The 267-nt window shown below is 64.8% G+C and carries 1 pseudogene; it reads left to right on the forward strand.

Annotated elements, in window-relative coordinates:
• Positions 1-16: 16 nt before the first annotated feature.
• A pseudogene (locus tag AAEY83_RS15670) lies at positions 17-267 on the forward strand (DNA mismatch repair endonuclease MutL); the annotation flags it as partial.

Here is a 267-nt window from a genome sequence, read left to right on the forward strand (position 1 = left end):
GGACATGGCGCCGCGCGTGCAGCCGGCGGCGCATCCGGTCGGCACTTCGGTGGAAGTCCGCGACCTGTTCTTCAACACCCCGGCCCGGCGCAAATTCCTCAAGACCGAAAAAACCGAGTTCGATCACCTGCAAGAAGTGATCAAGCGTCTGGCGCTGGCGCGCTTCGACGTGGCTTTTCATCTGCGCCACAACGGCAAAACCATCCTCAGCCTGCACGAGGCCCACGATGATGCGGCCCGCGCACGGCGTGTGGCGGCGATCTGCGG

This window comes from Psychrobacter sp. TB20-MNA-CIBAN-0197 (assembly GCF_040309765.1).
Classification (GTDB): domain Bacteria; phylum Pseudomonadota; class Gammaproteobacteria; order Pseudomonadales; family Moraxellaceae; genus Psychrobacter; species Psychrobacter submarinus.